The sequence below is a fragment of the Schaalia sp. 19OD2882 genome, from assembly GCF_018986735.1.
In the GTDB taxonomy this organism is placed as follows: domain Bacteria; phylum Actinomycetota; class Actinomycetes; order Actinomycetales; family Actinomycetaceae; genus Pauljensenia.
The window spans coordinates 430,342-455,366 of sequence record NZ_CP065521.1; the positions used below are offsets into that span (position 1 = coordinate 430,342).

Annotated in this window: 25 protein-coding genes and 3 tRNA genes; 13 read left to right on the forward strand and 15 right to left on the reverse strand. The window is 66.3% G+C overall.

Translation table 11 applies throughout. The features are described from left to right. Positions 1 to 12 precede the first annotated feature (12 nt). Genes I6B53_RS01815 through I6B53_RS01825 form a run of 3 tightly spaced genes read left to right on the forward strand, consistent with a single transcriptional unit; the run spans position 13 to position 4,192 of the window. Positions 13 to 1,584: a NuoM family protein gene (locus I6B53_RS01815; RefSeq protein WP_216765283.1), complete on the forward strand. Its 1,572-nt coding sequence runs from the start codon at positions 13 to 15 to the stop codon at positions 1,582 to 1,584. Further along, complete coding sequence (nuoN, locus tag I6B53_RS01820; RefSeq protein WP_216764586.1) at positions 1,581 to 3,185, forward strand: NADH-quinone oxidoreductase subunit NuoN; 1,605 nt, start codon at positions 1,581 to 1,583, stop codon at positions 3,183 to 3,185. The genes I6B53_RS01815 and nuoN overlap by 4 nt, the downstream gene beginning before the upstream one ends. Beyond that, complete coding sequence (locus I6B53_RS01825) at positions 3,182 to 4,192, forward strand: polyprenyl synthetase family protein (protein WP_216764587.1); 1,011 nt, start codon at positions 3,182 to 3,184, stop codon at positions 4,190 to 4,192. Before nuoN ends, I6B53_RS01825 begins: the two co-directional genes overlap by 4 nt. Before the next feature lie 122 nt (positions 4,193 to 4,314). Here the strand turns inward: I6B53_RS01825 and I6B53_RS01830 are convergent, their stop codons facing one another. The 5 genes from I6B53_RS01830 to aztB all read right to left on the reverse strand — a co-directional run bounded on the left by I6B53_RS01830 (position 4,315) and on the right by aztB (position 11,018). Further along, a complete protein-coding gene (locus I6B53_RS01830) occupies positions 4,315 to 6,414 on the reverse strand; it encodes a bifunctional UDP-sugar hydrolase/5'-nucleotidase (protein WP_216764588.1) in 2,100 nt (699 codons plus the stop codon). A 159-nt stretch (positions 6,415 to 6,573) separates the two neighbouring features. After that, entirely contained in the window at positions 6,574 to 7,875 is a 1,302-nt protein-coding gene (locus tag I6B53_RS01835) for a hypothetical protein (protein WP_216764589.1), read from the reverse strand. A 91-nt stretch (positions 7,876 to 7,966) separates the two neighbouring features. Continuing rightward, positions 7,967 to 8,929 (reverse strand): zinc ABC transporter substrate-binding protein AztC, encoded by a 963-nt coding sequence (gene aztC / locus I6B53_RS01840; protein WP_253953925.1) that lies wholly within the window; start codon positions 8,927 to 8,929, stop codon positions 7,967 to 7,969. After that, a complete protein-coding gene (locus I6B53_RS11020; RefSeq protein WP_253953926.1) occupies positions 8,926 to 10,164 on the reverse strand; it encodes a hypothetical protein in 1,239 nt (412 codons plus the stop codon). The genes aztC and I6B53_RS11020 overlap by 4 nt, the downstream gene beginning before the upstream one ends. Continuing rightward, the gene (gene aztB / locus I6B53_RS01845; protein ID WP_216764591.1) at positions 10,161 to 11,018 is read right to left on the reverse strand and encodes a zinc ABC transporter permease AztB; all 858 of its coding nucleotides are present in this window, start codon (positions 11,016 to 11,018) and stop codon (positions 10,161 to 10,163) included. The genes I6B53_RS11020 and aztB overlap by 4 nt, the downstream gene beginning before the upstream one ends. Before the next feature lie 49 nt (positions 11,019 to 11,067). Here aztB and I6B53_RS01850 point away from each other — a divergent pair, with 49 nt between their 5' ends. The 5 genes from I6B53_RS01850 to I6B53_RS01870 all read left to right on the forward strand — a co-directional run bounded on the left by I6B53_RS01850 (position 11,068) and on the right by I6B53_RS01870 (position 16,334). Then, positions 11,068 to 11,760 carry a metal ABC transporter ATP-binding protein gene (locus I6B53_RS01850; RefSeq protein WP_216764592.1) on the forward strand — a complete coding sequence of 231 codons (693 nt, stop codon included), beginning with the start codon at positions 11,068 to 11,070 and terminating at the stop codon, positions 11,758 to 11,760. 96 nt (positions 11,761 to 11,856) lie between these two features. Beyond that, positions 11,857 to 13,368 carry an FAD-dependent oxidoreductase gene (locus I6B53_RS01855; protein WP_216764593.1) on the forward strand — a complete coding sequence of 504 codons (1,512 nt, stop codon included), beginning with the start codon at positions 11,857 to 11,859 and terminating at the stop codon, positions 13,366 to 13,368. Between the two features lie 121 nt (positions 13,369 to 13,489). Continuing rightward, positions 13,490 to 14,362 (forward strand): zinc metalloprotease HtpX, encoded by an 873-nt coding sequence (gene htpX, locus I6B53_RS01860; protein WP_216764594.1) that lies wholly within the window; start codon positions 13,490 to 13,492, stop codon positions 14,360 to 14,362. Positions 14,363 to 14,446: 84 nt separating this feature from the next. Continuing rightward, the gene (locus I6B53_RS01865) at positions 14,447 to 15,640 is read left to right on the forward strand and encodes a sensor domain-containing protein (RefSeq protein ID WP_253953927.1); all 1,194 of its coding nucleotides are present in this window, start codon (positions 14,447 to 14,449) and stop codon (positions 15,638 to 15,640) included. Between the two features lie 49 nt (positions 15,641 to 15,689). Next, the gene (locus I6B53_RS01870) at positions 15,690 to 16,334 is read left to right on the forward strand and encodes a response regulator transcription factor (protein ID WP_216764595.1); all 645 of its coding nucleotides are present in this window, start codon (positions 15,690 to 15,692) and stop codon (positions 16,332 to 16,334) included. A 38-nt stretch (positions 16,335 to 16,372) separates the two neighbouring features. Here the strand turns inward: I6B53_RS01870 and I6B53_RS01875 are convergent, their stop codons facing one another. The 7 genes from I6B53_RS01875 to I6B53_RS01905 all read right to left on the reverse strand — a co-directional run bounded on the left by I6B53_RS01875 (position 16,373) and on the right by I6B53_RS01905 (position 20,208). After that, entirely contained in the window at positions 16,373 to 16,567 is a 195-nt protein-coding gene (locus tag I6B53_RS01875; RefSeq protein WP_216764596.1) for a hypothetical protein, read from the reverse strand. A gap of 9 nt (positions 16,568 to 16,576) precedes the next feature. After that, the gene (locus tag I6B53_RS01880) at positions 16,577 to 17,062 is read right to left on the reverse strand and encodes a hypothetical protein (protein ID WP_216764597.1); all 486 of its coding nucleotides are present in this window, start codon (positions 17,060 to 17,062) and stop codon (positions 16,577 to 16,579) included. A 15-nt stretch (positions 17,063 to 17,077) separates the two neighbouring features. Beyond that, positions 17,078 to 17,452, reverse strand: coding sequence for a Tox-REase-5 domain-containing protein (locus tag I6B53_RS01885; RefSeq protein ID WP_216764598.1), 375 nt, complete (start codon positions 17,450 to 17,452; stop codon positions 17,078 to 17,080). Further along, positions 17,418 to 18,272 (reverse strand): hypothetical protein, encoded by an 855-nt coding sequence (locus I6B53_RS01890; protein WP_216764599.1) that lies wholly within the window; start codon positions 18,270 to 18,272, stop codon positions 17,418 to 17,420. Before I6B53_RS01890 ends, I6B53_RS01885 begins: the two co-directional genes overlap by 35 nt. A gap of 93 nt (positions 18,273 to 18,365) precedes the next feature. Further along, positions 18,366 to 19,154: a hypothetical protein gene (locus I6B53_RS01895; protein WP_216764600.1), complete on the reverse strand. Its 789-nt coding sequence runs from the start codon at positions 19,152 to 19,154 to the stop codon at positions 18,366 to 18,368. 10 nt (positions 19,155 to 19,164) lie between these two features. Further along, complete coding sequence (locus I6B53_RS01900; protein ID WP_216764601.1) at positions 19,165 to 19,572, reverse strand: DUF6507 family protein; 408 nt, start codon at positions 19,570 to 19,572, stop codon at positions 19,165 to 19,167. A 132-nt stretch (positions 19,573 to 19,704) separates the two neighbouring features. Next, positions 19,705 to 20,208: a YajQ family cyclic di-GMP-binding protein gene (locus tag I6B53_RS01905; protein ID WP_216764602.1), complete on the reverse strand. Its 504-nt coding sequence runs from the start codon at positions 20,206 to 20,208 to the stop codon at positions 19,705 to 19,707. 124 nt (positions 20,209 to 20,332) lie between these two features. On the opposite strand from I6B53_RS01905, the gene I6B53_RS01910 reads away from it, so the two are divergent. The 4 genes from I6B53_RS01910 to rpmG all read left to right on the forward strand — a co-directional run bounded on the left by I6B53_RS01910 (position 20,333) and on the right by rpmG (position 20,912). Then, positions 20,333 to 20,414, forward strand: a tRNA-Tyr gene (locus tag I6B53_RS01910). 89 nt (positions 20,415 to 20,503) lie between these two features. Continuing rightward, positions 20,504 to 20,576, forward strand: a tRNA-Thr gene (locus I6B53_RS01915). A 29-nt stretch (positions 20,577 to 20,605) separates the two neighbouring features. Then, positions 20,606 to 20,682, forward strand: a tRNA-Met gene (locus tag I6B53_RS01920). A 59-nt stretch (positions 20,683 to 20,741) separates the two neighbouring features. After that, entirely contained in the window at positions 20,742 to 20,912 is a 171-nt protein-coding gene (rpmG, locus tag I6B53_RS01925) for a 50S ribosomal protein L33 (RefSeq protein WP_005963462.1), read from the forward strand. A gap of 250 nt (positions 20,913 to 21,162) precedes the next feature. On the opposite strand, the gene I6B53_RS01930 is transcribed toward rpmG, so the two are convergent. The 3 genes from I6B53_RS01930 to I6B53_RS01940 all read right to left on the reverse strand — a co-directional run bounded on the left by I6B53_RS01930 (position 21,163) and on the right by I6B53_RS01940 (position 24,424). Further along, positions 21,163 to 22,146: a hypothetical protein gene (locus I6B53_RS01930; protein ID WP_216764603.1), complete on the reverse strand. Its 984-nt coding sequence runs from the start codon at positions 22,144 to 22,146 to the stop codon at positions 21,163 to 21,165. 82 nt (positions 22,147 to 22,228) lie between these two features. Further along, positions 22,229 to 23,650: a cell wall metabolism sensor histidine kinase WalK gene (locus I6B53_RS01935; protein ID WP_216764604.1), complete on the reverse strand. Its 1,422-nt coding sequence runs from the start codon at positions 23,648 to 23,650 to the stop codon at positions 22,229 to 22,231. 60 nt (positions 23,651 to 23,710) lie between these two features. After that, complete coding sequence (locus I6B53_RS01940) at positions 23,711 to 24,424, reverse strand: response regulator transcription factor (RefSeq protein ID WP_216764605.1); 714 nt, start codon at positions 24,422 to 24,424, stop codon at positions 23,711 to 23,713. Positions 24,425 to 24,540: 116 nt separating this feature from the next. Between I6B53_RS01940 and I6B53_RS01945 the strand changes: the two genes are divergently transcribed. Beyond that, the gene (locus I6B53_RS01945) at positions 24,541 to 25,023 is read left to right on the forward strand and encodes a PH domain-containing protein (RefSeq protein WP_253953928.1); all 483 of its coding nucleotides are present in this window, start codon (positions 24,541 to 24,543) and stop codon (positions 25,021 to 25,023) included. Positions 25,024 to 25,025: the final 2 nt, after the last annotated feature.

Genomic DNA, 25,025 nt, shown 5'->3' on the forward strand with positions numbered 1-25,025 from the left:
CACATGATTGAAATGGTGAACGCGCAGCTCCCGCTGCTCAGCGTCCTCGTGGCCCTGCCGACCGTGGGAGCACTTCTCCTGGCCGCCGTGCCGGCCCTGAGGAAGATGGGACGTGCGGTCGCGCTGGTCGTGTCGCTGCTCGAACTCATCGTCGCCCTGTGGGTCTTCGTCGGCCAGTTCGACTGGGCCGCGGCCGGCAGCCACCAGCTGGTCGAGTCCTGGGTGTGGATCCCCGAGATGGGCGTCAGCTGGTCGCTGGGGGTCAACGCCCTGGGGGCCGTCATGGTGCTCCTGGCAATCGCATTGGTGCCCATCGTCCTGGTCGCCGGATGGGACGAGGACGCCGACCCCGCCAGGGACGGCACCTACGCCGCCCTCGTGCTGGTGCTCGAGACCTTCATGGTCCTCATTTTCTCGGCTTTCGACGTCGTCGTCTTCTACATCGCCTTCGAAGCCATGCTCATCCCTCTGTACCTGATGATCGGACGCTTCGGAGTGGGCGATGAGGCGACCCGCAAGGCCGCCGCCATGAAGTTCCTGCTCTTCTCACTGGCCGGCGGACTGGTGATGCTCGGTGGCCTGGTCGCCCTGTGGGCGCAGGTTCCCGCCGCCTTGCACACCGACTCCTTCTTCCGCCTGGACACCCTGGTGACCCTGACCGCGGACCTTGCACCCGCAGTCCAGATGGGCGTCTTCATCAGTTTCATGGTCGCCTTCGCGATCAAGGCGCCGATGGTTCCGGTCCACACGTGGCTGCCCGACACTGCGGCGGTGGCCCGCCCGGGCACCTCGGTGCTGCTGGTCGGCGTACTGGACAAGATCGGCACCTTCGGGATGCTCGCCTTGTGCCTGTCGCTCTTCCCGGGTGCTGCCGTGCAGGCCGCGCCCGTCCTGTGCGTCCTCGCCGTGGTCTCCGTCATCTGGGGGGGCCTGGCCGCCATCGGCCAGGACGACATCATGCGACTGGTCAGCTACACCTCCGTGTCCCACTTCGGGTTCATGGTCCTGGGCACCTTCATCGGCACCCTGCCGGCCATGGTCGGCGCCATGTTCTACATGGTCGCCCACGGGGTGTCCATCGCCGCCATGTTCCTGCTGTCGGGCTGGCTGGCCCAGAGGGCCGGCACCGGCGACATGCGTCGCTTCTCCGGTATGCAGCGCGTCACCCCGGTGCTCGCGGGCCTGTGGCTGGTCTCCGGTCTGGCTTCGGTGGCTCTGCCGGGCCTGTCCGGTTTCGTCCCGGAGTACATGGTTCTCATGGGCACTTGGCAAAAGTCGATCCCCTTGGCGCTCTTCGCCGTCACCGGGGTGGTCATCGCCGCCATCTACCTGCTGCTGCCCTACCAGAGGGTGTTCACCGGCGGACCCCGCAAGGAGACCGGCTCGCTGCCCGACCTGGGTGCGCGTGAGAAGTCCGTCATGGTGCCCCTGGTGGCCGCCATGTTCATCCTGGGCATCGTCTCCGCGCCTGTCATCAGTGCCTTGACGCCCGTCGCCGAGGATCTGCTCAGTCCGATGTCCGCTGTCGCGGACCAGGCGCCGGCCACATCCTCCGCAGTCCTGACCGAAGGGATCTCGAAGTGAATCTCCTGGCTTCTGCTGTGATCGAGGCGCCCACGATTGCGTGGCTGAGCCTCGTCCCGGTGATGATCGTCATCGGCGGTGCGGTCTTGGCCGTCCTCCTGGAGTCCTTCGCTCCCGTGGGCGTGCGTCGTCTCTGCGTGATCGCCACGTCCCTGCTGGTCACCCTGGCTGCCGCGGTGGCGCTGATTTCACGCTGGATGTCGGTGACCGGCGCCTTGGCGCACCGCGCCGACATCACCCCTGCGGAGTTGCCCGCGGTTGACGGGGAGTACTTGGAGGACCCCCTGACCCTGGGGGCCCAGCTGGTCCTCGTCCTCGTGGCATTCCTCGCCTTCCTCGTCATGGCGGACCGCACGGCCGTGGGAGACGGCGCATTCGCCGGCCAGCCCTCGGACCGCCCGGGATCGCACGACGAGGAACTGTCCGACCAGAAGGGCTACCAGCGCTCCGAGATGTTCGCCCTGGGGCTGTTCTCGCTGGGCGGCATGATGGTCTTCCCGGCTGCGAACTCCTTCGTCGCCCTGTTCGTGGCCCTCGAGGTCATGTCACTGCCGCTGTACATCCTGGCGGCGACTGCGCGCAGGCGCCGCCAACTGTCGCAGGAAGCGGGCATCAAGTACTTCATCCTGGGTGCCTTCTCCTCCGGCTTCATGCTCATGGGCTCGGCGTTCCTGTACGGAATCAGCGGAACCCTGACCATCTCGAAGGTCGCCGATGTGCTCTCCACCTCCGTGCGCACCGACTGGCTCGCCCTGACGGGCATCTTCATGGTGATGGTGGGCCTGCTGTTCAAGGTGGGCGCCGCCCCCTTCCACGCGTGGACCCCGGACGTCTACACGGGCGCGCCGACCCCTGTCACCGGTTTCATGGCCGCTGCCGTCAAGGTGGCCGCCTTCGCGGCGATGTTGCGCTTCCACAGCGTCATTGCCGCCATCATGCAGTGGGACCTGATGCCGGTGTTCCTGGCTGTGGCAGTGCTGACCATGCTTGTGGGCACCTTCGCCGGCCTGGTCCAGTTCGACGTCAAGCGGATGCTCGCCTATTCCTCGATCGCCCATGCGGGTTTCGTGCTGCTGGGCGTCTTCTCCCTGGTCGAGGGATCCTCCGGGCACGTGCTCTTCTACCTGATCGGCTACGGTCTGGCCACGGTGGGAGCTTTCGCCGTCGTCTCGCTGGTGCGTTCGGTGGACTCCGAGGGCGTCATCGGCGGCGAGGTCACCGACATCCGCCGCTGGGCGGGCCTTGGCCGGTCGAACCCGTGGATCGGTGGCGCCATGCTGCTGTTCCTGCTCTCCTTCGCCGGCATCCCGCTGACGGCGGGCTTCATCGGCAAGTTCGTGGTCTTCTCCGACGCCTTCGCCGCGGGCTTCGGCTGGTTCGTGGCCGTGGCCCTGTTGTGCTCGGCAGTGACCGCGTTCTTCTACTTCCGCCTGGTGCGCCTGCTCTTCTTCACCGAACCCTCCGGGGACGTGGTGGTGGCACGTTCCGAGGGGCTGTCAATGATTGCGATCATTTTGAGTGTCGCAGGTACGATTGCGCTGGGCGTCTTCCCGAGCCCGGTCCTGTCCCTGCTGAATCAGGTGGTCATCCTTCTGCCGTGAGTGTCCACGCCCCCGATCTCCACGTCCCTGACCTGGAGGCCCGCATCACGCCGGGCCTCGAGGCCGTCGAGGATCGTCTCCTCGAGGCGGTCCAGGGGTCTCGCGACCTCATCGACGAACTCACCCGCCACTTGGCGCATGCCGGTGGCAAGAGGATCCGTCCGGTGCTCACCTTGGTGTGCGCCCAACTGGGCGATCCTGACCGGGCGCTGGGGGAGCAGGTCCTCACAGCGGCCACCGGGGTCGAGCTCACTCACTTGGCGTCGCTGTACCACGACGACGTCATGGACTCGGCGCCGACGAGGCGCGGCGTGCCCTCGGCCCAGCACCTGTGGGGGAACAATCGGGCGATCCTGGCCGGTGACGTCCTCTTCGCGCGGGCTTCACGGATGGTGGCCGACCTCGGCGAGGAGACGGTCCGCCACCACGCGCACACCTTTGAGCGCCTGTGCGTCGGTCAGCTGAACGAGACCTTCGGGCCGCGTGAGGGCGATGACCCGGTGGAGTTCTACCTGCAGGTCCTCGCCGACAAGACAGGGTCGCTGGTGGCTGCCGCAGGCTACCTTGGCGCCTTCCACGGGGGCGCCGGCACCGAGGTCGCCGACGTGGTCGGAGAATTCGGCGAACGCATTGGCGTGGCCTTCCAGATCGCCGATGACGTCATCGACATCTGCGCCGAAGGCACGTCCGGCAAGACACCGGGCACCGATCTGCGTGAGGGTGTGGACACACTGCCGGTCCTGTTGCTCAGGCGGCGTGAGGCGCGGGGGACCATTGACCAGGCCGGTCGGCAGATCCTCGCGAAGCTCGGCGAGGACCTGTCCTCCGATGAAGCTTTGCGTGACTTGGTCCTGGCATTGCGTTCCCATGACGTCATGGAGGAAACCCGTGAGATGGCGCGGTCGTGGTCGAACAGGGCCGTTGCCGTGCTCGACGCGCTGCCCCGGGGTGAGGCTCGAACCGCCTTGGAGGCCTTCGCCGATCTGATGGTGGACCGCCTGGCCTGAAGCCTTCCACCTTGGCGCTTCCACCCTGGTGTGGGGTCCTCGGCCCGGGGGCCCCACGCCGCGAGGCGTCGCCCCTCCACCGGTGGTGTGCGATCGGCACGGACCCGTCGGTGCGCGCAGGCTCAGTGCTTTTCGCCGACGCGTCGCCGAGCCACCATCATCAGCCCCGTACCTGCCGTGACTGCAAGCACCGCCATCAGCCCTCCCAGCGTCATGTCCGCACCCGTGGAGGCCAGGTCCGAGCCCTTCGGAGCGGGAGTCTTCGGCGTGGCGGCAGGCGTCGGCACGGCGATCGGCTGGGACGGGTTGGGCTTGCTCGGATCAGGGTTCGGCGCCGGGGTGGGGGTCGTGGGCGGAACGTAGCGGGTCGTCAGCGTCCAGTTCTTCACGAAGAAGTCGGCCGGGTCGATGGTACGCACCTTCTGGGCGTGGTCGATCAGCTGCTGGCGGATCTCGACCAATTCGTCGTAGACGACCGGTGCGGTGGTCACGTGCGGGTAGCCCCCGCCGCCGGCCTGACGGTAGTTGTTGATCGCCAGGACGAACTTCTGGTCCGACGCCAAAGGTTTGCCCTGCCACGCCAAGTTGAGGATGCGCTGCCCGGCCGGGCGCGAGACGTCGATGGTGTAGGTCACGCCGGTCAACACGTCGTAGTTGTAGTCGGGCGTCGGACGGCCGTTGTACTCGGCATTGAGGTCGGTGTCCGGATCAAGGGTCGCACCCTGCGGAAGCTGCTTGAAGTACTTGGCGGAGTACTCCAGGTAGTCCTTGATCTGGGCGCCTGTGACCTCGACTCCCAGCAGGGTGTTGTCGTAGATGTACAGCCCCGCAATGTCCTTGATCGTCACCGGGCCCTTGGGGAAGACCGCATCCTTCGAGAAGGGCGAGACCTGCGCGATCACGGGCAGCGAGGCTGCACTGGTGCCCTTTACGCCCTCGGTGACGGTGTCCACCATGACCTTGCCGATGAAGTCGAGGATGGGCGTGTCCTCGTAGCGCGCGGTGCCGGCGGGCATGGCCACCACCGCGTCGGCCACGACCTGGTTGACGTAGCGGATCGTGGCCTCGTGGTCGGCCGTGAGGATCGGGTCGGTGTCGATGGTCCCGTTGTCATGCATGTCTGCGGCCGAATGGCGGGTCACCCACGAAGGAATGGTGGCCGAGGCGTCTGCGGCGGGCCAGGCGACGCTGGCTTTGCCGTCCGCGTCGAAGGCAAGGGGCAGGCGGACCTCCGACAGGGAAGCCGCCCAGTTCTTCGGCTGGGTGACCACGACAGGGTCGCCGTCCGGTGCGGTGGACACGGTGACGGGAACATCCTGGTGGGTGTGGCCGATGACGAGGACGTCGATGTCATTGACCATGGTCGACAGGAACTGGGCGGAGTTCTCCTCCAGGTCCTCGGGCACCCACGAGGTCGCATTGCCCACGCCCGTGTGGGCCAGGACCACGACCACGTCGGCGCCCTCGGCCTTCAGACGCGGGACGTACTCCTTGGCCACGGTGGTCGTGTCGCGGAACTCCAGGACGCCCTGGACATTCGCCTTGTCCCAGATGCGTACGCCCGGGGTGACCAGGCCCAGGACACCGACTTTGACGCGATGCCCGTCGACGACCTTGTCGACCATCGTGTAGGGCGGCAGCCACGGCTCGGTCGTACCGGCCTTGACGACATTGGCTCCCAGCAGGGGAGCGTCCAACTGGCCGTCGTAGGAGCGCAGCAGGTCCAGGCCGTAGTTGAACTCGTGGTTCCCGACCACCGTCACGTCGTACTTCAGGAGGTTGAACGCCCTCGCCATGGGGTGGATGGGGCCGCCGGTCAGCAGGTTCGGTTGCTTGGCGGCCAGGTAGGTCAGGGGGGTGCCCTGGATCGCATCGCCGTTGTCGACGGTCAGGACGGAGTCGGCGCCACGTTCGGCGCGGATGGTCTCGATGGCATCGCCGAGCCGGGACAGCCCGAAATCCTTGCCTTTGTCGGGCCTGCCGCCTTTGAAGTAGTCCCAGTCGTGGATGTGACCGTGCACGTCGGTGGTGGCCAGGACGGTCAGCGTGGGGGAGGCCGCAGGGGCCGGTCGAGCAGTGTCGACGCCGTCGGAGGCCGGAGCGTCCGAGGCGCCCGAGCTCGGCGTGTCTGCAGCCAGGACCCCGCCCAGCGGCGCCAATGCCAGACCCAGTGCTGCGACCAGGGCAAGGGCGAATCGGGACTGTCGACGAAGTGATCGCATGCAGGGGGTCCGTCTCTGTGAGGGGAGTCATTCACGCCTTGAAGTGCGTGCCATAGAAGAGTACCGGTACGGGCGCTGAAGACGAAGCGGTTCGGGTGCGGCGATGCCCCCGGCATCCGTGGATGCCGGGGGCAGGAGGTGTGGTGAGTGAGCCTTCGATCAGTGCTTGTGCGTGTGCTTGGCGAAGGCGACCTCGTTGGGCGCCACTCCCACGGCCTTGCTGGTGACGTCTCCGGAGGCCAGGTCGACTCGGTGGACGGTCTTCTTGGCGGGTTCGGTCACCCAGGCGACGTCCTCGGAGATGGTCAGGGCCGGGTGGGCGTTCTGCCACTTGTCCGGGCCCTGCCAGGCTCCGATGACGTCGATGGAGTCGGTGACCTTCTTCTGGGTCAGGTCGAGCTTGTGCAGCTTGCCGTCGGTGGCGAGGATCCACGCGTTGCCGTCGTGGTCGCGGCGGATTCCCCGCCACGTGTACTCCACGCCCTTGGGCAGGTCGACGACCTCAAAGGTGTTGGCGGTGGTGTCGACGATGCCGACGCGGTGCAGAAGGTAGCCCTCGGCGTCCTTGTCGTCCTTGTAGTCGGTCACGGCAATGGGGGAGTTCTCCGTGACGTAGGCGTTGCCCACGCGACCGTAGGCGGCGTCAGGGCTGGCCAGCTTCGTGAAGGCGCCACCCTTGAGGACGAGCACGCCGTTCTCGCAGCCGATGACCACGGCCTCGCCCTTGACGGCGCCTTCACCGTGGACGCCGGGGCATTCCTCGTTGCGGGCGATCTCCTTGCCGGAGGCGTCCTGGACCAGGGCGCCGGTGCGCTTTTCGGAGGTGCCGATGGTGCGCACCAGGGATCCGTCGGACAGTTTGACGGCCACACCGTGGTGGGGCGCCTCGGACTTGACCGTCTCGACCTTGGGCAGGGCGGTGGGGGTCTCGTCGGCGTCGTGGCCCAGGGCGTCGGTGGGGACGATGGTGATCTCTCCCGTGCCGTCTGCGAACAGGGTGGTGTTGCCGGCGTGGGGGACCACGTGCCCGGCCTTGTCGGCGGGGAAGACCAGGTCCGTCAGAGCGGCCTTGCCGCCGCCGGCGCCGGTGGACAGGACCTGGAAGCCCTTTTCGGTGGTGACCAGGACGTGCTCGTTGTCGCCGAAGGGGTTCAGGCGCAGGAATCCGGAGGTGGGGAAGTCGGCCTTCTCCTCCAGGGTGGAGCCGTCGAGGACCTTGATGCCGCCCTCGTGGGTGAGGACGAAGCGATCCGATCCGTGCAATTCCCCTTCGTGCTCGTGGTCGTGGGCCTCGCCGGACATGTGGTCGTGGTCGTGGTCCTCGGACATGGCGCCTGCGGCCATGGACTGACCCGACTGGGCGCCCGTGGTGCCTGCGCAGCCGGTCAGCGCCAGGGCGCCCAGTGCCAGGCCGGCCACGAGGGCGGTGGCGCGAGAGGAAGTGGACAACGTACGTGACATGAGAATCCTTTCCATTCTGTGTCAGTACTCCGCCCCGATCGGCAGGGCGGGAGATGGTGTGTGACGGGGCAGGGCCGCTCCGGCCCCTACTTCACGCTGCCTTCACGCTGCCGCCCAGAGCGGTGGTGATCTGCGTGGTGTTGTGGCGCAGCATGTCGATGTAGGTCGCGGCCCTCCCGCCTTCTTCGGACAGAGACTCCGAATACAGGGGGACGACGCTCACCTGCACGCCGGAGTGCTCGGCCAGTGCCTTGATGAGGCGGTCCGGGTGTGAGGTGTCGGCGAAGATCGCGCTGACTCCGGCCTCGCGCACGGCGGTGGCCAACTCCTCCAGGTCCGCCGCGCTGGGGGCCGCCAAGGTGGCCCCTCCGGGGATGACGGCGCCGACGATCCGGAAGTCGTAGCGTCTGGCCATGTACCCGAAGACATGATGGTTCGTCACCAGGGCGCGTTTGGCGGCCGGAATGGTGGCGAAGGAGGTGGCGGCCCACTGGTCCAGGGCGGTGAGTTCCGTGGTGTAGGCCTGCGTCCTGGAGTTCAGCTCCGTGGAGTCGATTCCGGGGATCCGCTTGGTGATCTCGGCGCTCAGGGCTTTGACGACGCTCACCATCTGGGTGGGGTCGGTCCAGAAGTGCGGGTCGGGCCCGAAGGCGTCGTCCGAGGTGTACTCCAGCACCTCCACATGGTCCCCAGCGGTGAATACGGGAGTTCCCGCTGCTGCGGCCGTCTCCACGTGCTTGCCCAGACCTTCTTCCAGGCCCATGCCGTTGGTGACCAGCAGGTCGGCCTCCTGCATGAGCAGCGCGTCCTGGGCGGAGATGCCGAATGAGTGAGGGTCGGCATTGCGCGGCATGAGGGTGTGCACCTGAGCCAGGTCTCCGACGACCTGTTCGACGACGTCGCCCAGGATGTTCGTCGTCACGACGATGCTGGGCTTCGAGTGGGCCTTCGAGGCGTTGCCGACCGCTGCGTCTCCTCCCGTGCACCCGGCCAGCGTCAGGCACGCGGTCAGCGTTGCCGCTGCGGCGCCAATGAGGCGATGGCTAAGGCTCACAGGCCCACCTCCTGGAAGGTGGTGAGGGCGCCCGTGGGGATGGTGCGGGCGAGGCGTGCCTCGTCGGCGGGGTCGATCTCGATGATGGAGGCGCCTCCTGCGGCGGGCAGGTAGGCGCGGTTGCTGCTCACGTGGATTCCCGAGACGGTCACCAGCCCCGTGTCGACGACCGGGTCGGTCACCGTGGCCTCTTTCGCGTCGGACCACACGTGGACCCGCCCATCGCCGTCCACGCCGACGGTGGTGTCGTGTCGGTCGTCCAGGGTGGTGGCGGCGATGATGGCACTGGAGGAGGCCAGTTCGGTCCACGTCTTCTTGCGCGCATCCAGCAACCACAGGCGGCCGTTGGGGGACAGGGCGGCCAGCAGCGGTCGCCTGGGCCGGGTCATGAAGACGGTGGGGGAGTCCGTTGCCGTGGCTCCCGCGGGAAGCGGCAGCCATTCCAACGAGGGTGGTGTCCCCTCTTTGGCGGCGGAGTCCTCGCTGGCCAGTACCACTCCGCCCTCGCATCCGAGGACGAGGCCGGCCCGCGTGAAGGCCCCGCCTTTCGGTGAAGGACAGGCGATGGCGGAGGCGGTGGTGGCGGCCCCGTCCTCGCCGAGGACCACGGCCTTGCCCCCCTGGACGGTGACGACGTGACCGGCGAGGGGGCCGGCCCATGCGCCGGCGTCGATGGTGAATGTCCCGAGGGTTTTGACCTGCCCGCTTCCGAGGGCGTCGCGGTCGAGCACCAGAGCCTTCGTTCCGGCGGCGATGACGGCCCGCGAAGTCGTGGAGGCCATGGTGGCGGGTCCGGAGACGTCCACGGGGCCGAGGTCGCGCGAGGGCGCCCGGTAGAAGTGCTGGTGGTCTCCGTGGTCCCAGGTCCAGGTACCGGAGTCGACCAGGGTGGAGGTGCCTTGGGCGGCGCCGAGCAGGACGAAGCGTCCGTCGGTGGCGGCGTGGGTGGCGCCTGCGGCGTCGGCGATCGGCGTGGGCGCCAGGGTTTCGAGGTCGACGAGGTTGACGGCGCTCGCCTTGTCCAGGGTGACCAGGCCCGCCTTGGGCTCTTCAAGCTCGGTGGCCCCGTCGATGTGCCCGTGCCCGTGGACGCTGGAGGTCTCGGACTGGGGGGCGGAGGCGCCTGCGTCCGTGGGGTCGGCGCCGCTTGCGGGGCCTTCGCCTGCGGCGCCGCACCCGGCGAGTGTCAGGGTGAGCAGGGTGAGGAAGGTCAGTGCGCGCGTGTGTGTCCTCAACGGGAGACTCCGTTCGTGTCGGGTGTGGGAAGTGCGCGGCGACGGTCGAGCACCGGTCGCAGGGCGGTGGTCGTGAGGAAGACGGCGCCGGAAGTGGTGGCGATGGTGGCGCCTGCGGCGGTGCCTGCGTACCAGGAGATGTACAGGCCGGCCACCACTGAGACGATGCCGACCAGGGCGGCCCATGCCATGAGTGTGGGGATCGAGCGGGCCCACAGGGCTGCGGTGGCTGCCGGGGCGACGAGCATTGCGACGACCAGCAAAGAGCCGACCGCACGGTACGAGGCGACCACGGCCACGGTGATGAGGACCGTCAGTGCGGCCTCTGCCATGGCCGGGCGCATCCGCAGGGAGGTGGCCAGTGTCCTGTCCAGGGCCAGTGCAGTCAGGGGGCGGTGGAGCAGTGCGACGAGGACGGCGACGAGGGCGAGGGCGCCGAGAAGGATGAAGATCTCGGAGGTGTCGATGGCCAGGATGTCGCCGAAGAGGATCTGGGTCAGGTCGGTGGCGAAACTGCGCGATTTGGAGACGATGATGACGCCCACGGACAGCATGATGACGAAGAAGATGCCGATGGTGGTGTCCTGGGCCAGTCGTGCGCGCCTGGAGGCCCAGGCGATCCCGGCCGACATGACCAGGGCCGAGGCGGCCGCGCCGATGATCGGGGAGACGTGCAGCAATGCGGCGACGGCCACTCCCGGCAGCATTCCGTGGGAGACGGCCTCGCCGAGGAAGGCCATGGAGCGCACGACGACCCATGTGCCGACCAGGGCGCAGATGAGTGCTGTGAGGGTGCCGCCCATGAGCGCATTCACGAAGAATGTGCCGTGGAGGGGGTCGGTGATGAGCTGCACACCCGATACTGTATATGATAATCACTCGCACTAGCCAGGAGGGGTGCCCATGCATGCCGATGATCTCCGCCGCGAGACGCCAGCCGAACCCCTCGTGAGGGTCAAGGGCCTGTCCGTCTGGCGTGACGAGGTCAAGGCGATCGACTCTGTCGACCTGGACCTGTACTCCGGAGAATTGACCCTGCTGTGCGGAGAGAACGGCTCGGGCAAGTCCACCCTGCTGCTCGCCCTCGTCGGAGAACTCCCGGCAGGGGAAGGGCGGGTCGACGGACTGGACGGGATCGTGCCCGCCTACGTCCCACAACTGCCGCCGGTGCCCGAACGGCTGCCCCTGAGTGTGCGCGAAACCGTGGCAATGGGACACTGGCCCGACCTCGGACTGCTCGCCAGACTCACCGCCACCCACTCGCGCGCCGTCGATCGGGCGCTGGACACCCTGGGCCTGACCGCACTGGCCTCACGCCAACTCTCACGCCTGTCCGGAGGACAACGTCAACGTGTCATGGTCGCTCAGGCCCTCGTGCGCCAAGCGCCCGTCGTCCTGCTCGACGAGCCGACCGCCGCGGCCGACGCCGAATCCCGGCAGATCATCCACCGGGCCGCCAGGACCTGCGCGCGCTCGGGTGCCCTGGTCCTGCTGGCCAGCCACGACGTTTCGGCACGTGAGGTGTGCGACCGAATGGTCCAACTGGAGGCCGGACGTGTCGTGTGCGATGAGAGGAATCCCGCCCTCGTCCACTGAAACCGGGCCTCGCCGCGCGGTCGAGGCGCCGACTAGGATGCCCTCAGTAAAGTTCGCGCGCCGCTGGGTGCGCCCATCCAGGAGGAACGAAGTCACGTGAGTACCCTCAACGTCGCCGTCGTCGGCGCAGGGCCCGCAGGCATCTACGCATCGGACATCCTGTCGAAGTCGGGACTTGAGGTGAACATCGACCTCTTCGAACGGCTTCCCGCGCCCTACGGACTGGTCCGCTACGGCGTGGCGCCCGACCACCCGCGCATCAAGCAGATCATCGTCGCCCTGTACAAGATCCTTCAGCGTGGAGACATCCGACTGCTCGGCAACGTCGAGATCGGTCGCGACGTGAGCATCGACGACCTGCGGGACCACTACGACGCCGTCATCATCGCCACCGGTGCCGACCGCGACGCCCCCCTGCCCATCCCCGGCATCGACCTGCCCGAATCCTACGGCGCCGCCGACTTCGTGTCCTGGTACGACGGCCACCCCGACTACCCGCGCACCTGGCCGCTGCAGGCCCGCGAAGTCGCGGTGCTCGGAGTCGGCAACGTCGCCCTGGACGTGGCGCGAGTCCTGGCCAAGCACGTCGACGACATGATGGTCACCGAGATCCCCGCGAATGTCGCCGAGGGGCTGCGCGCCAACCCCGTCACCGACGTCCACGTCTTCGGCCGCCGAGGGCCCGCCCAGGTCAAGTTCACCCCCCTGGAATTGCGCGAACTGGGCCATGTGCCCGATGTCGACATCATCGTCCATGAGGAGGACTTCGACTTCGATGCCGGTTCGGAAGAGGCCCTGCGTTCCTCCAACCAACAGCGCCAAGTGGTCAAGACCCTGACCAACTACGCCATGGCCGACCCGGAGGACCACACCGCCAGTCGCCGCATACACATCCACCTGTTCCAGACCCCCGTCGAAGTCGTCGCCGACGAGGACGGTCACGTCAAGGCCCTGCGCACGGAACGCACCGAACTCACCGGTGACGGAAGTGTGCGCGGCACTGGTGTCATCACCACTTGGCCGGTCCAGGCCGTCTACCGGGCCGTCGGCTATGCGTCCTCGCAGATCCCCGGGGTTCCCTTCGACCAGGCCCGCCACGTGGCGCCCAATGTCGAAGGCCGTGTCGTCCCCGAGGCGGGCATGGAGGCCGACCGGGCAATCCCCGGCCTGTACGCCACCGGTTGGATCAAACGCGGCCCCGTGGGCCTGATCGGCTCCACGAAGTCCGACGCCCAGCAGACCATTGCGCACCTGGTCGAGGATGCCCAGGCCGGCCGCCTGTCTGCCCGCACCAGCGAAGTCGGTCACGATGCCATGACGGCCCTGCTGGACCGGCGTGGCGTCGAGTACACGACGTGGCATGGTTGGGAATTGCTCGAAGCCTACGAGCAGGCGCTCGGTGCGGACTTCGGAGCCCTGCCGGGCGGTCGTGGCCTGCGCGAACGCGTCAAGGTGGTTTCCCGTCGGGTGATGACGGACATCTCCCGCGGTGTCCAGGTCGACCCGAATGCCACCGACCACATCGGCGCCATGGGCGAGATGAATGTGCCCAGCGCTCCCGAACGCTTCGACGACTACACCGGGCCGGGTGGGCGTCGCCGCATGTGACCTGCGTCGGCGTCCCCGATTCGCCGCGCCGGGGGTGCCCCTGCCGGACTACGGTGGAAGTGCGCCTGCGTCGGCGAACCCGGGGGTTGGCGCGCAACGCGGAAGGAGCGTCCGAGGGCCGATGAGGGACCAGCATTTCAATGGACTGAAGACCACCGTGCTGCTGGGCGGCATGTGGGCCCTGCTCATGCTGGTCGGGGCCATGGTGGCGGGTGGCACCGGGAACTCCCTGTGGCTGTGGGGCTTCACCCTGTTCGGCTTGGCCACCACCGCCTGGTCGTACTGGAACTCGGCGTCCTTGGCACTGCGTTCCATGAACGCCGTCGAAGCCACCGAGGCCGAATACCCGCAACTGCACCGCATCGTGCGTGAACTGGCCCAGCGCGCCGGCCAACCGGAGCCGACCATCTGGATCGCCCCCACCACGACCCCCAATGCCTTCGCCACGGGGCGCTCACCCAAACACGCGGCGGTGTGCTGCACCCAGGGCATCATGCAGATCCTGGAGGAGCGTGAACTCCGGGCGGTCCTCGGCCACGAACTCATGCACGTGTACAACCGGGACATCCTCACCTCCTCCGTGGCTGCAGCCATGGCGGGTGTCATCTCCTCCGTGGCCCAAGCGGTCTTCTTCCTGGGTGGGGGAAATCGTCGCGAGGGCGGGATCGGCGCGGCCATCGGCATGATGCTGGCCGCTCTGGCGGCACCATTCGCTGCCATGCTCATCCAATTCGCCATCTCCCGTACCCGCGAGTTCGACGCCGACCAGGACGGTGCCGAACTGACGCAGGACCCGTTGGCGTTGGCCTCGGCCCTGAGAAAACTGGAGACTGTCACCGACCACATGCCGATGCAGCCGACCCCCGCCAACCAGAACGTCGCGGCAATGATGATTGCCAACCCCTTCAGGGGCGGGGTCATGCGATCCTTGTTCGCCACACACCCGCCCATGGCGGAGCGCATTGCCCGCCTGGAGAAGATGGCGGGCTACTGAGCGCCAGGGGTGGGGCCAGCCCCACCCCGAGGACGCCGGGTGGCGGGCTGTCGCAGCCCGGGGTGCCGGCGGAAGGATCGAGACATGGACTTCAAATCAACCTTTCGCCGCCTCTACGGTCAGGCCGCACGCGATGCCGCATACCTTCTTCTCACGTGGCCGATCCTCCTGGTCGCCTTCATCGTGTCCGTCACCTTGGTTTCGTTGGGTGTCGGCACCGTCATCATCTGGGTGGGGATCCCGATCCTTGCCTTCGCCCTGGCCGTGACCGGCCTTTTCGCCGAGGTCGGACGGCGTAGCGCCGCCCTCGTCGATTCCAGTGCGCCCATCGTCGGGGAGCACAGGCGGGCTCCGGAAGGATCCGGTGCGGTGACACGCCTGCTCACCATGGTGCGTGACTCACAACGGTGGCTGGAGGTCGTGTGGGTCCTGGTCGACTTCTGGGTGGGATTGTTCGCCTGGGTGGTGACAGTCATGTGGCTCAGCGTCACTTTCTCCATGCCTTTCGGGCTTCTGGTCCAGTCCATCCTCGACCGTACCCTGGGCGATCGTGGCAGTTCGAGCATTGCCGAGTTGTTGGGCCTGGAGCCGGAGTACCTGTGGCTGGGCATCATCTACACCGTGGTGTTCATCCTCTTCGGTGGGTCCTTGCCTTTCGTCCTGCGGGGGCTTGCCGCACTGCGTCAGGCGATCGCAAGGGGGCTGCTCGGATGGGCGGGTGAGGTCGGGCGCCTGGAGGTGTCGCGTTCGGCGGTCGTCCAGGCCGAGGCCGATGCGCGGGCACGTTTGGAACGTGACATCCACGACGGCCCTCAGCAGCGCCTTGTCCGCCTGGGGATTGACTTGGCCCGGGTCAAGAGGCGCCTGCCCGACGAGGGTGGCCAGGAGGCCCGCGAGATCATCGACAGCGCCATGGAGCAGGCGCAGGCGACCCTGGAGGAGTTGCGGCAGCTTTCGCGAGGCATCGCCCCACCGATCCTCATCGAAAGGGGACTGGGGGCAGCCTTGGTGGAACTTGCCGACAGGTCCGCTGTGCCCACGCAGGTGGAGGTCGACCTGCCCGAGCTTCCCGCCCACGTCGAACAGGCCGCCTACTTCGTGGTCAGTGAGGCTTTGACGAATGTGGCCAAGCATTCGGGGGCGCTTCGTGCAGCGGTCCGGGCACGGCTGGACGGTGACTGGCTGCGTGTGTCGGTCGAGGACGACGGCGTGGGCGGGGCGGACCCCGCCAAGGGGCATGGACTGGTGGGACTCACCCAACGTGTCGCCGGCGGTTGACCGTGACCTCGCCTTCGGGCGGCCCGACCATTGTGGAGGCGATGATTCCGTGCGCATCCTGATCGCTGACGATTCGGTGTTGCTGCGCCAAGGGCTGGTCCTGATCCTGCAGGACGCGGGGCATGAGGTGGTGGCCGAGGTGGGGGACGGCGACTCCTTGGTCGAGGCTGCGCTGCGCCTGCGCCCGGACCTGGTGATCTCGGACATCCGAATGCCTCCTTCGCACGCGGACGAGGGGTTGCGTGCCGCGATGCGCATCCGGGCCTGCTGGCCCGGGGCGCCGGTCCTGTTGTTGAGCCAGTACGTCGTGGCCGCGCACTTGCCGGAACTGTTGGGGGATGGCGAGGGCGGGATCGGGTACCTGTTGAAGGATCGCGTCACCCAGATCGAGGAGTTTCTGGCAGCGGCGCTGAGGGTGGCTCGGGGGGAGTTGGTCCTGGATCCTGATGTGGTGGCTCGCACCATGCGACGAGGTCGCCGCAGGGATCCCTTGGAGGATCTGACTCCACGTGAGCGTGAGGTACTGCAGCTCATGGCCGAGGGGCGCACGAATGCGTCGATCGCCGAGATGCTGGTGATCTCCGAAGGCGCGGTGGAAAAGCACACGCAGAGGATCTTCGCGAAGCTGGGTCTGCTGCCGGATGCTGCGGTGCACCGGCGGGTCAAGGCCGTCTTGACGATGTTGTCGGCGTGAGGGGACGCCGACCCTGACCGTTTCTCTCGGCGCGGATCTCAGTCCTGGGGTAGGGGGATTCGGTCGAGGTTGTTGCGGGCGTAGGTGGTCAAGATGGCGTCCAGGATGCGCTCGTTGGGCCAGTCCAGGGGTGTGGACAGTAGTGTGCCGTTGCCGATGCGTTCCAGGGTGATTCCGGGGGCGGGGTTGGTGATGGTGCCGACCCAGTCGTTGATCCACACTCGGTGGGCCACTGGAAGTTGTCAGTTTTCACGCCTTTCCCGCCTTGCGAGGCGCTTGAGTGTGCGATCTTGTCCGTAGGCGAAGGCTGGGTTGATGGTTGCCACGCCTGCGCGGATGGAGGCGTCCCACAGGAGTCTCAAGGGCAGCGTGGAGGCGAAAAAGGTGTGCACAAGGCTCGGCGACGTGAGGAAGGGGAGGATTTCTGTCTCGCCCGCATTGGCGGACAACTTTGTGTTCAGGCGATCATCATGTGAGGAGAGCCCCAGGCTATAACCACCTTCGGGGTGGGCAATGCCAGAGTCGTCGGTCAGGACTCGTTCGCGCACAATCCGGGCCAGGTCTTGAAGGGTGCCGTCCCACTGGTTGCGGATGGCCTCCCAAGGGCCTGCGCCTGTCCGGGCCGAGAAGTCGGTGACATAGGCGAAGATCATGCGTGCGATCTGCTCAGGGGTTTCACCCCGCCGCGTCCACGCAATGAACGTGGACTTCCGTTCGCGGTCAAGCAAGACTCATCGCTCCTTTCATCTCTCAGGGGTGTAAATGACCTGGATGTCAAATAGATCTTTGTCCTCGAGTAGTGCTCCAATTGCTGTGGCGCCTTCGGGAGTGGACACATGCCATTCGATGGCGGCACCTCTTGCCTCGGCGGCTGCGATTTGCCGTTCCGCCTCTTCTTCTGGCCCTTCGGCAATCTCCTTTGCCAATTTGCTATGGGGGTTGTGGTGCAGGATTTCGTATCCGCGTTTGGCTTCCAGGAAGACCCGAGATGGATCCCTGTTTGGACGCTCGACCATCCCGTCGAAGTCCACATCGCCACGTGGACCTCTGACGCGATACTCGATCAGGAATTCGCCGGTCGATTCACGTATTCCGGCGATCTGCTCCTGATATTCCATCCACTTCGCGCGTGAACCGCGCCTGATCGCGAAATAGCCGTCCCCGAATTCGTTGCGCTGCTCCAGGATGCCGCCTTCGATGCGTACCCCCATTGGAGTCCACTTGCCGGAGGTCTGAATCAAGGTGCACAACCTCATTCGGAAAACGACCAGGGGATTCGGGCCCGACAGGGACGTAGGATTTTGCAAGATCATCCGGCTGGGGGTGTTCGACCTCGACCTCGTAGGGGTCGTCGATCGTCCTCCAACGCCTGTGACCGGTGACCTCGTTCTTGGTCAGACCGAGAAGTTTGCCTGCACTTGAGCGCTTGGTGCCATCCGGGTCGCTGGCGTAGTGGAGTTTGCCGTCGCCGCGGTCCTGCAGGACGGGATTGCCCGTCGAATCACGCAGAGGAGTGCCGTCGTGGGCATGCACGGGCTCCTTGTGTCTGCCCGGGAGAATGAACCGTCGCCCAATGAACTCGCCATTGGGCGCGGACACCAGCGTCTTGAACTCTTTGCCGATCCGGGGGCCGAACTCACCGAGATTCACCTTCTGGCCGAGTTCGGGGGTCCCATGCTTTCCAATCCCGTGGGATGAATTCCACAAGCGCGGGTCCACGGTGGCGATCCGCCCAGCCTTTTGCGCGAAGCCGGTGGCTTTCAAGGCGCTCTTTGCCCCCGCGCCGGCCAAGCCGCCCAGAAGGGCGGAAGCCATGTCGAAAGTGAGGGCTCCTTCGGAGCCTGCAGGGTTGTTGTCCGCAGTGTCCAGGCGCAGCGCCGCAGGGAACATCGCCAGAAGGCGTTCTCGTGCTTGGGTGGCTTCCGGTGCTGCGAGCACCGCCTGGGCCTTCCAGATGTCCTGCGTGCTCGCCCACGTCCACACGGCGGCCGTGCCGGTCGTGACCGGGTTGGCGACATCGCACGCCGTTTGCTACAGGGAACTCCATGAATTCGCAGCCCGTCCAGGATCAAAGGGGTTGATCAGACGCAACGGGCCCACGACCGTTTCAACTGCGCTGTTCCACATGCCTGCACTGCGCAAGTAGCGGTGGCCCGAGCCTTGCGCAAGGCGCTTTGCATCAAGTGAGCCCCACGGGTTGCCGTCCAGATCGACCGACTGACGTTTGGCTTCGACCGTCGTGCCGAACCCATGGGGATCGCCCAACCAGGTCAGGTCCGACTGGACATACGCCTGGCCACCCCAAGCGTCGTTCAAGGCGTTGGCGCAGGTGATTTGGGCCTGCTCCAGATCACTTTCATAGACCAGAACCTCCTCTTCCAGCGCCAGACCTTGTTCGACCAAGGCCTGGTCCACTCCGTTGATGGCCAGGGTGATCGTGTCAGTCGTCTGATATGAGGCGCGTACCTTCACCGTGCGGGTCTCTTTGGCGGCGGCGCTCACCTCGGCCTCATGATGCCCGATCCGCTGGCACAAGTCGTCGTAGCGTCGCCGGAAATCCTCCAGTTCGTTCGCGTAGCCGTACAGCGCCCGGGCTGCGCGCTCCGCCTTCGAACAGGCCGAACCTGCGGCTCTCGCAGGACGGAAGATGCCCAAGCGCAGGTCGTTGGATTCAGGAGCCCGGTACAGGTCCTCCAGATTCGCCCAGATCCGCAAATTCCTGGAGGCCGCATCGGCAACGGCAGTGAACTCGGCCACGAACGCCTTGGCGGCTTCGCACAGGGGCTCGGCTTCATCGGGCTCCGACGGGGTAAGGCTCATGCGTCACCCCTCACAACAGTTGACCATGCTGGGAGGGTGGCGGCGTCAAGTCCGGCGAAGGGGTCAACGGAACCAGAGGCGCGTGCGAAGCCCACTCGTGTTCTTGAGAGCCCGGCCAGAGGGACAACGCATTCGCGCTCATCGCCGCTTGGCCCTCCGCATACGCGTCCAACGCGGCGTTGGTGCCATCGACAATGGTCTGTGTGCGGGCCTGGACCTCGGACACGCTGGGGCATCCGCATTTCTCGACCCACTCCTGGACGGCGGCGGCCACCAGCTCTGAGCGTGGCACGCTGGCGGCGACCTCGGTGCCGCGGAGTTCCACCAAAGAGATCGACTGCTCCAGTTGCGCCACAGAATCGGCCACCTCCTGGACGCATGCACGAGCTGCTGGCACGTCGATCTTCCAGAACGCCATGACGGGCCTCCAGATGCTTCACAAGAACAATGAACAGGGCAACAGTACAAGCATTGACAATGACTGTGAAGACAGTTTGGGAGGAACCCTGCAGGTTCGACGGTCAGGTCATGGCAGGTGGCCCCGCCCTCGTCAGCGGTAGTTGACGAATTGCAGGGCAACCTCCAGCTTCTCGCCCTCGGGACCCTTGAGCAGTGCGATGACGGACTGCAGGTCGTCCCGAGACTTGGAGGACACGCGCACCTCGTCCCCCTGGATCTGCGCCTTGACTCCCTTCGGACCCTGGTCGCGGATCAACTTGGTGATCTTCTTCGCGGTGTCCTGGTCGATGCCCTCCTTCAAGGGGGCCACCAGCTTGTAGATCTTGCCGGAAGCCTTGGGCTCGCGATCCTTCAGGTCCAGGGCCTTGAGCGAGACCCCGCGGCGGAAGAGCTTCGACTGCAGGACGTCAACGATGGCCATGACCCGCTCAGGGCTGTTGGCCTCCATCTCCACGGTGTCGCCGGACAGGCGGATGGCCGCCTCCACGCCACGGAAGTCGTAGCGCTGGGCGACCTCCTTCGCGGCCTGGTTCACGGCGTTGTCGACCTCCTGGCGGTCGAGCTTGGAGACGATGTCGAAGGAGGAGTCGGCCATGGTGGAAGACCTTTCGTGAGGGTGAGCGATGGTGCCTCGGGCGAGACCCATCGCACGTGCCGGGCGATTGGCATGCGGACCTTGAACTCTGTTATTCTTCCACGGCACCGCAAACGTGGTGCACGGCGGGATACCCGAGTGGCCAAAGGGAGCTGACTGTAAATCAGCCGCGGAATGCTTCGGGGGTTCGAATCCCTCTCCCGCCACCGTTCTGGTTCGCCAGAACTGCTGTGAGGTCCTTCTCATCAGCGCCGATTGCATCAGCCAGCGGCACTGGGTTAGGCTTCTCGGCGTTGCCCCGATAGCTCAGTCGGCAGAGCATCTCCATGGTAAGGAGAAGGTCAAGGGTTCGATTCCCTTTCGGGGCTCTGGTTGCGGCTTGTGCCGCTTCCGCTGCGGCGGGGTAGCTCAGCTGGTCAGAGCGCACGACTCATAATCGTGAGGTCGCGGGTTCGAGCCCCGCCCCCGCTACCAAGCATCAATGACATGCCTGGCACATCCGGTGCGCAGCACAAGCAAAGTGAGGAAGAACCATGGCGAGCAAGTCGCAGGACGTCCGCCCCAAGATCACTCTGGCGTGCTCGGAGTGCAAGGAACGCAACTACATCACCAAGAAGAACCGTCGCAACACGCCGGACCGCCTGGAGCTTGCCAAGTTCTGCCCGCGTTGCCGCAAGTCGACGGCGCACCGCGAGACCCGCTGACAGGCCCTTCGCGAGCGAACCCCCGGAACCCACGAGGTCCGGGGGTTCTTCCATTCCAGCGCATCCGAGTTCATCGCGGCTCTGCTACCGACGTTGTGGCCGTACTGACGACATTGTGACCGAGCCACCGACGTTGCAACGTCGGTAGCAGTACAGCAACGTCGGTGGGAGCGCGGCAACGTCGGTGGGAGCACAGCAGCTCCGCCGGCAGGAAGCGAACGCCAAGACCTCCAGCCTCCCAGAACCTCCCTCAGGAAACGTCGGTCGACATGGAGGGCAGGTCCATCGCGTCAATCGCAGTCTCCAAGGAGGAGGCCCCGTCCTCGTCCCCCTGTTCCGCGCCCTTGTCCTGGACCGGCATCGGCCGGATGGCGGGCAGGACTCCGGTGGAAGACAGTTCCGCGGACGAGGTCGGACACGCGTTCTTGCGCAGCAGACGCTTCTTGATGATCAAGGCGCCCGCGGAACTCATGTCGGCCTCGATCTCCGGGCAATGAGTCGGAATCGGGCCGTCGGCTTCGTCGTCGCGCGACAGGGCGTCCGGATCGGCCTCGCGGACCCGCTGCTCCAGCCGAGCCAACTCGACCTCAAGATTGGCCCGCGCCGGGGCCTCCCACGAACGCCCGATCGGGGAGTGGAAGATCGAATCCATCGCCAACAGTCGGCGCACCGCCAATCGGCGCGCACGCCAGTAGGTCAGGTCGTCCAAGTCGTCGAACTCGGCGCGCAGGGACTCACGGTAGCGCTTGAAGACCTGCGGGCTGGAAGCCAACAGCGACAGGTCCGCGTCGATGATCACCTGGGCGTCCAGGTCCCCACGGTCCGCATGGTGCGAGACCAGCGCCTGGAGGAGCTCTCCGATGCGTTCGACCACGTCCTGGCTGACACCCAACTCCGTCAGCCGCGCCGTCGTGTGCACGATGCAGGGGTGGCACAAGTCGGTGGGGTCCACGCCGAGGATCCGGACCTCCAGGGCGCGGTTGAGGAAAGCGCCGTGGTACCAGAAGCTCACACGCAGCACGTCGGCGTCGTGGGCGATCGTGGAGAGCTCGTCGATGCGCGCCAGGACATTGATGAGGTGCTGGGTGTTGTGGAGGTGGCGTCCCGGCTCGTTCCAACGAGCGACGAGATTGCGTGCTTCTGCCTCGAGAACGGGAACGGGTGCGGTGGCACCGATCCCTGTCATGGCGTCCACGAAGGAGCCGAAGAGCCATTGAGGTGCATTGGCACCCATGACGACACTCTCCTGTCCGTCGGATGTTACCGGGCCACTGTAGTGCACCTGTGGACGGGCGAGCACGTTCTGCGCTCATGCCTCACGCGCGCTGGGCTTGCGCCTGGATCAGTGGCAACTCGATCCGAACCGTCAGTCCGCCGCCTGACGTGCGCGAAAGCTTCGCCTGGCCGTGGTGGGCGCCGAGGATGCCCGCCACGATCGCCAGGCCCAGACCCGATCCGCCCAAGGAGCGGTTGCGCGAGTTCTCGGTGCGGTAGAAGCGTTCGAAAACCCTTTCGCGTTCCTGCTGCGAGATTCCCGGACCGTGGTCGCGCACCTCGACCACTGCCACCTGACCCTTGGTGCCCACGGCGATCTCGACCGGCGAGCCCTTGGGCGTGTAGCGCACCGCATTGCCGACGATGTTGGTGAAGACCTGCTGGATGCGGTCCCGGTCCGCCCTGACCACCAAGGCCATGGGTGGGCGGCGTCCGGACAGGGAGACGAGGGCGACGTTGCGGGTGGGGTCCAGGGCCTGCAGGTCGAAGACCGCGTTGTCGGCCATCTTGACGAGGTCGACCTCGCTGAACTCCAGGGGTCGGCCCTCGTCCAGGCGCGCCAGGGTCAGCAGGTCCTCGACGAGGGCGCCCATGCGTGTGGACTCCGACTGGATGCGTCCCATCACTTCACTGGTGCGCTCCTGTGGGACCCCTCCCATGGAGTAGAGCTCGCAGTAGCCGCTGATCGCGGCCAAGGGGGTTCGCAGCTCGTGGGAGGCGTCCGAGACGAATCGGCGAATGCGTCGTTCGGACTCCTCTCTGGCAGCGAAGGACTGCTCGACCCGTGTGAGCATCGTGTTCAAGGACAATGCCAGGGAGCCGACCTCGGTGGTCGACGGCTTGGGCGTGATGCGCTGGGTGAGGTCACCGGCCGCGATCTTGCCGGCCGTCGATTCGATGGCCCGCAAAGGCGACAAAGAGCGACGGACCAGGTAGTGGGCGGCCGTGCCCCCCACGAAGACGATGACGATGCCGGCGGTGGACACGTACAGGGCGGTGTTGCGCAGCGTGTGCTGGACGTCCGTCAACGGCAGAGCCACGGTGAGCACGCCGATGGGGGTCGTGGTTCCCGCGCGCACCAGCGGCACGGCGATGGCGCGCCACGGGGAGTCCTTGATGTCGGAGTCCACGGTGACCGGCTGCGTCCACCCGCTGTCGGTCTCGGCCAGTTCGCCGATTTCGAGCAGGGTGGGAATGCGTGGGGTGCCCGCGTAGGTGAGCGTGTCCTGCGAGTAGGCGGTCTGGGCTTCTTCGCCCTCGAGTTCGTAACGGATGTAGAAGAGCGAGGGCAGCACCGACGAGGTCGGGGCCGTGCGTGGAGACGTGGTCTGTGACATCGACGTGGCGGTGGTGGTCAGCTGTGTGTCGACCTGGCTCATCAGGTGACGTTGCAGCAGTCCGATCATCACCGTGCCGGAGAGGAACAGGCCCAGGGTCAGCAGGGAGACCATCACTGTGACCATGCGGGTCGCCAGCGAGGTTCTTTCCCACGCTTGGCGCAAACTCCCGACCGGGTTCACGTCTCAATTCTCCTCGCGCAGGATGTACCCGACTCCACGTTTGGTGTGGATCAGTTCTCCGCTGGCGCCGTCCACCGCAAGTTTGCGTCGCAGGTAGGAGATGTAGGACTCGACAATGGCGACCTCGCCGTCCCAGTCGTACTCCCACACGTGGTCCAGGATCTGCATCTTGGACACGACTCGCCCTTCGTTGATGACGAGGTATCGCAACAGCTTGAACTCGGTGGGGGACAGCTCCACGGGGACTCCCGCACGGGTGACCTCGTGGGCGTCCTCGTCAATGACCAGGTCGCCGACCCGCAGCTTCCCGTCGTCCTCGGACCCGCCCATCGTGCGACGCAGGATCGCACGGATCCGGGCGACGACCTCTTCGAGGCCGAAGGGCTTGGTGACGTAGTCGTCGCCGCCCACGGTCAGACCCTGGATCTTGTCGCGCATGTCGTCACGTGCGGTCAGGAAGAGGACCGGAACGGTGACGCCGGCTTCGCGCAGGCGGCGGGTCACGGTGAAACCGTCCATGTCCGGCAGCATGACGTCCAGGACAACCAGGTCCGGCTTCTCCTCGACGGTCTTGTGGTAGGCGCCGGCGCCGTCCTCGGCGGAAATGACGTCGAATCCCGCGAATCTCAGGGACGAGGCGAGGAGGTCGCGGATGTTCGGTTCGTCGTCGACGACGAGCAGTTTCGCTTCGCCGGTCGGGGAGTCGTTGAGCGCCATGCGGCGATTGTGCCGGACAAGTCTGGACGTTTGCTGGGCGTTCGGTGGACGAGCTTGGGCGGGGAGTTGTCGCTGGTGTGTGTCAGCATTGAGGCAGCGATTCTCAGGAGGAACAAGTGAATGACACGATGGCGCCGCAGGGGATTGAGTTCACCCCCGTGTCCCGGTCCCTGACGACGGTCAGGCTCATCTCCGCTGGGATCTGGACCGTGATTCCCATGATCGTCATGGCCGTCCTCGCAGTGATGCTCCATCCTGTGTTCTGGTCGGGGGCCGTGGGGTGCCTGGTGCTGTTGGTCTGGTTGGTGTGGCTGCTGCCCCGGCAGGTGCGTGCGATGGCCTGGGCCGAGGGACCATCGGAGTTCTTCATCCGAAAGGGCGTCTTGTTCCGTTCCATGACGGTGGTGCCCTACGGGCGCATCCAGTACGTGGATGTCACGCAGGGGCCTGTCGCGCGCTTCTTCTCCATGTCCACGGTGGCCCTGCACACCGCCTCACCCGAGACCGCCGGCACGATCGACGGCATCCCTTCGACCGAGGCGGCTCGACTGCGTGACATGCTCGCCCAGCGCGGCAGCGCCGAACTTGCAGGACTGTGACC

Coding starts and splice junctions, on each gene's coding strand:
- I6B53_RS01815 (WP_216765283.1), top strand. CDS start 13: ATGGTGAACGCGCAGCTCCCGCTGCTCAGCGTCCTCGTGGCCCTGCCG.
- I6B53_RS01830 (WP_216764588.1), bottom strand. CDS start 6,414: ATGCGATCACTTCGTCGACAGTCCCGATTCGCCCTTGCCCTGGTCGCA.
- I6B53_RS01835 (WP_216764589.1), bottom strand. CDS start 7,875: ATGTCACGTACGTTGTCCACTTCCTCTCGCGCCACCGCCCTCGTGGCC.
- I6B53_RS01850 (WP_216764592.1), top strand. CDS start 11,068: ATGCATGCCGATGATCTCCGCCGCGAGACGCCAGCCGAACCCCTCGTG.
- htpX (WP_216764594.1), top strand. CDS start 13,490: ATGAGGGACCAGCATTTCAATGGACTGAAGACCACCGTGCTGCTGGGC.
- I6B53_RS01865 (WP_253953927.1), top strand. CDS start 14,447: ATGGACTTCAAATCAACCTTTCGCCGCCTCTACGGTCAGGCCGCACGC.
- I6B53_RS01885 (WP_216764598.1), bottom strand. CDS start 17,452: ATGGAATATCAGGAGCAGATCGCCGGAATACGTGAATCGACCGGCGAA.
- I6B53_RS01895 (WP_216764600.1), bottom strand. CDS start 19,154: ATGAGCCTTACCCCGTCGGAGCCCGATGAAGCCGAGCCCCTGTGCGAA.
- I6B53_RS01900 (WP_216764601.1), bottom strand. CDS start 19,572: ATGGCGTTCTGGAAGATCGACGTGCCAGCAGCTCGTGCATGCGTCCAG.
- I6B53_RS01905 (WP_216764602.1), bottom strand. CDS start 20,208: ATGGCCGACTCCTCCTTCGACATCGTCTCCAAGCTCGACCGCCAGGAG.
- rpmG (WP_005963462.1), top strand. CDS start 20,742: ATGGCGAGCAAGTCGCAGGACGTCCGCCCCAAGATCACTCTGGCGTGC.
- I6B53_RS01930 (WP_216764603.1), bottom strand. CDS start 22,146: ATGGGTGCCAATGCACCTCAATGGCTCTTCGGCTCCTTCGTGGACGCC.
- I6B53_RS01935 (WP_216764604.1), bottom strand. CDS start 23,650: ATGGTCACAGTGATGGTCTCCCTGCTGACCCTGGGCCTGTTCCTCTCC.
- I6B53_RS01940 (WP_216764605.1), bottom strand. CDS start 24,424: ATGGCGCTCAACGACTCCCCGACCGGCGAAGCGAAACTGCTCGTCGTC.